This is a genomic window from Protofrankia sp. Cr2 (assembly GCF_963555885.1).
Lineage (GTDB): Bacteria > Actinomycetota > Actinomycetes > Frankiales > Frankiaceae > Protofrankia.
This window is the reverse complement of sequence record NZ_CAUVXG010000012.1, coordinates 33,230-35,443: the sequence shown is the minus strand read 5'-3', so window position 1 is coordinate 35,443 and position 2,214 is coordinate 33,230. Positions and strand designations below refer to the sequence as shown.

The window sequence follows — 2,214 nt, the reverse complement described above, 5'->3', positions numbered from 1 at the left end:
GAACGGGCTGTTGTCGAAGAACGAGCGTAAGAACGGGTGGACGCTCGCCGAGCACGCCAAGGACCGGGGGCCGCAGAAGATGCAGCGCCTGCTGAACGAATACGCCTGGGACGCCGACGGCGTACGTAACGTCATCCGATCGTATGTCATCGACCACCTGTTCGAGCCCGACGGAGTGCTTGTCTTGGACGAGACGGGATTCATCAAGAAAGGACATGCATCAGCGGGCGTCCAACGTCAGTACAGCGGGACCGCGGGGCGGATCGAGAATTGTCAGGTGGGTGTCTTCGCCGTCTATGCGTCCGGCCGGGGGCGGGCGTATGTCGACCGCGAGCTGTATCTGCCGGAGATCTGTGGAGGCGGCCAAGCTCCTGATCTGGCCCGACTCTGTTGAGTTGGAAGGGTTGGAATCCACTGCGGACGTCTTAATCGTTGTGGATACTGCTAATGCGATAATGGAGGGGGATGCCTACCTTGGCGTGCCCGGGGGCAAGGATCGCGCCTGGACAGAGCTCGTGACGCGCGTGCGTCGCCATACTCCGTAGGGGCAGTGGTACAAGCACAGATAGACCGAACACCCGCCCACTAGCAAAGCGCTCATCTGCTACTTGCTGGTGGGTGCTTTGCTTTATATGGGGTTCAGTACGGCAGAGGTGGCTTGGGCCGGTAAGAAACCGTTCACACCGAGAATATCGGGCCAGTGTAGTATGTTTGCGATGTCCACCCTACTTATTGTTCACCATACGCCGTCGCCCACAATGCAGGCGATGCTAGAAGCAGTATTGTCCGGTGCGCGGGATGACGCCATTGAGGGTGTGACCGTGGAAGTCCGGCCTGCGCTGGCTGCCACGGCGATTGATGTGTTGGCCGCCGACGCCTATTTGCTGGGGACGCCGGCCAACATTGGGTATATGTCCGGCGCGCTTAAACATTTTTTCGATCAAGTATTTTATCCGGTTTTGGAGGCGACCGTGGGCCGCCCTTATGCGCTCTACGTCCACGGCGGGAGCGACACCACCGGGGCAGTCCGGGCGGTGGAGATAATTGCGACCGGCCTACGCTGGCGCAAGCTCCGGGAGCCTGTGACCGTGACGGGCACCCTGGACCCTCCGGCGCGCGAGGCGTGTTGGGAACTGGGCGCGATGGTGGCGGCAAGCCTGCTGGAGTAGGAGGAGCAGCACAGACGGTCACTTTTCCATGATCGCCCCCACCCCTACGTTAGCGATGGTGCTGCGACGCCGTTTACTATCCGCGTCTGGGTTCTACCGTTGGGCGACCATGCGCCCTATACGTGCACGGCAACAACGACACGATCGGTGCGGTGCGGGCGGTGGAGTCGATCGCTACCGGCCTGCGCTGGCGGCGGTTGCGCGAGCCGGTGACAGTGATCGGTACCCCGGACGCCAAGGGTCAGGATGCCTGCTGGGAGCTGGGCGCCAGCACGGCGGCGAGCCTGATGCCGTAACGCTCGGGTCTGGTTGGGCACCGAGGATGCATTCATGCGCCATGCATGAATGCATGGTAGCGTGGACATATGAGCGAGTCCGCCGACCTGGGCATCATCCAGGTGCGCGATGTCGACCCGACGACGCTCGCGGTCCTCCGCGAGCGCGCTAGATCGCTCGGCCAGTCACTGTCCGGGTACCTGCGGGACCTGATGGATGCCGACGCGGCCACGGAGACCAACGCCGAGGTCATCGCCCGCATCGCCCGCGACAGGGAACCGGTGGAGCTCACCATGGACGACATCCTCGCGGCGCGCGACGAGGGATGGCGTTGACCCTCACGTACGTGGTTGACTGCTCGCTCGTCATTGATGTGCTGTCCGTCCGCAATGGCGACGAGGTGCTCCGGCAGCGCCTGTCCGCCCCGCGCACGCTGCACGCCCCGCACCATCTCGACGTCGAGGTCGCGTCAACAGTCCGCGGGCTTGCCGCCGGAAAGAAGATCACTGACCATCGCGGCGAGCAGATGCTGGCTGACTACGCGCGCCTGCGGATCACCCGTCATCCGGTCTGGCCCTACCACCCCCGGATATGGGAACTGCGGCACAACCTCGGCGCCTACGACGCCGCCTACATCGCGCTCGCCGAAGCACTCGGCTGCGCACTGCTCACAGGCGACACCAAGCTCAAGAACGCTGCCGGACACCGCGCGACGGTCATCGTCACCCGGTAGCAGAAGCGGGCAGGTGGGCCTCATGCGACACTTAGT

General features: G+C 63.6%; 4 protein-coding genes and 1 pseudogene. All 5 read left to right on the top strand.

Annotated elements, in window-relative coordinates; translation table 11 throughout:
• Positions 1-346: pseudogene (locus U9978_RS08365) on the top strand (transposase); the annotation flags it as partial.
• Positions 347-707: 361 nt separating this feature from the next.
• Positions 708-1,169 carry a flavodoxin family protein gene (locus tag U9978_RS08360; RefSeq protein ID WP_322760492.1) on the top strand — a complete coding sequence of 154 codons (462 nt, stop codon included), beginning with the start codon at positions 708-710 and terminating at the stop codon, positions 1,167-1,169.
• A gap of 122 nt (positions 1,170-1,291) precedes the next feature.
• The gene (locus tag U9978_RS08355; RefSeq protein WP_322760491.1) at positions 1,292-1,465 is read left to right on the top strand and encodes a flavodoxin; all 174 of its coding nucleotides are present in this window, start codon (positions 1,292-1,294) and stop codon (positions 1,463-1,465) included.
• A gap of 69 nt (positions 1,466-1,534) precedes the next feature.
• On the top strand, positions 1,535-1,780 hold the full coding sequence (locus U9978_RS08350; RefSeq protein WP_322760490.1) for a hypothetical protein: 246 nt from the start codon (positions 1,535-1,537) through the stop codon (positions 1,778-1,780).
• A complete protein-coding gene (locus U9978_RS08345; RefSeq protein WP_322760489.1) occupies positions 1,777-2,178 on the top strand; it encodes a type II toxin-antitoxin system VapC family toxin in 402 nt (133 codons plus the stop codon). The genes U9978_RS08350 and U9978_RS08345 overlap by 4 nt, the downstream gene beginning before the upstream one ends.
• Positions 2,179-2,214 lie beyond the last annotated feature (36 nt).

Coding starts and splice junctions, on each gene's coding strand:
- U9978_RS08360 (WP_322760492.1), top strand. CDS start 708: ATGTTTGCGATGTCCACCCTACTTATTGTTCACCATACGCCGTCGCCC.
- U9978_RS08350 (WP_322760490.1), top strand. CDS start 1,535: ATGAGCGAGTCCGCCGACCTGGGCATCATCCAGGTGCGCGATGTCGAC.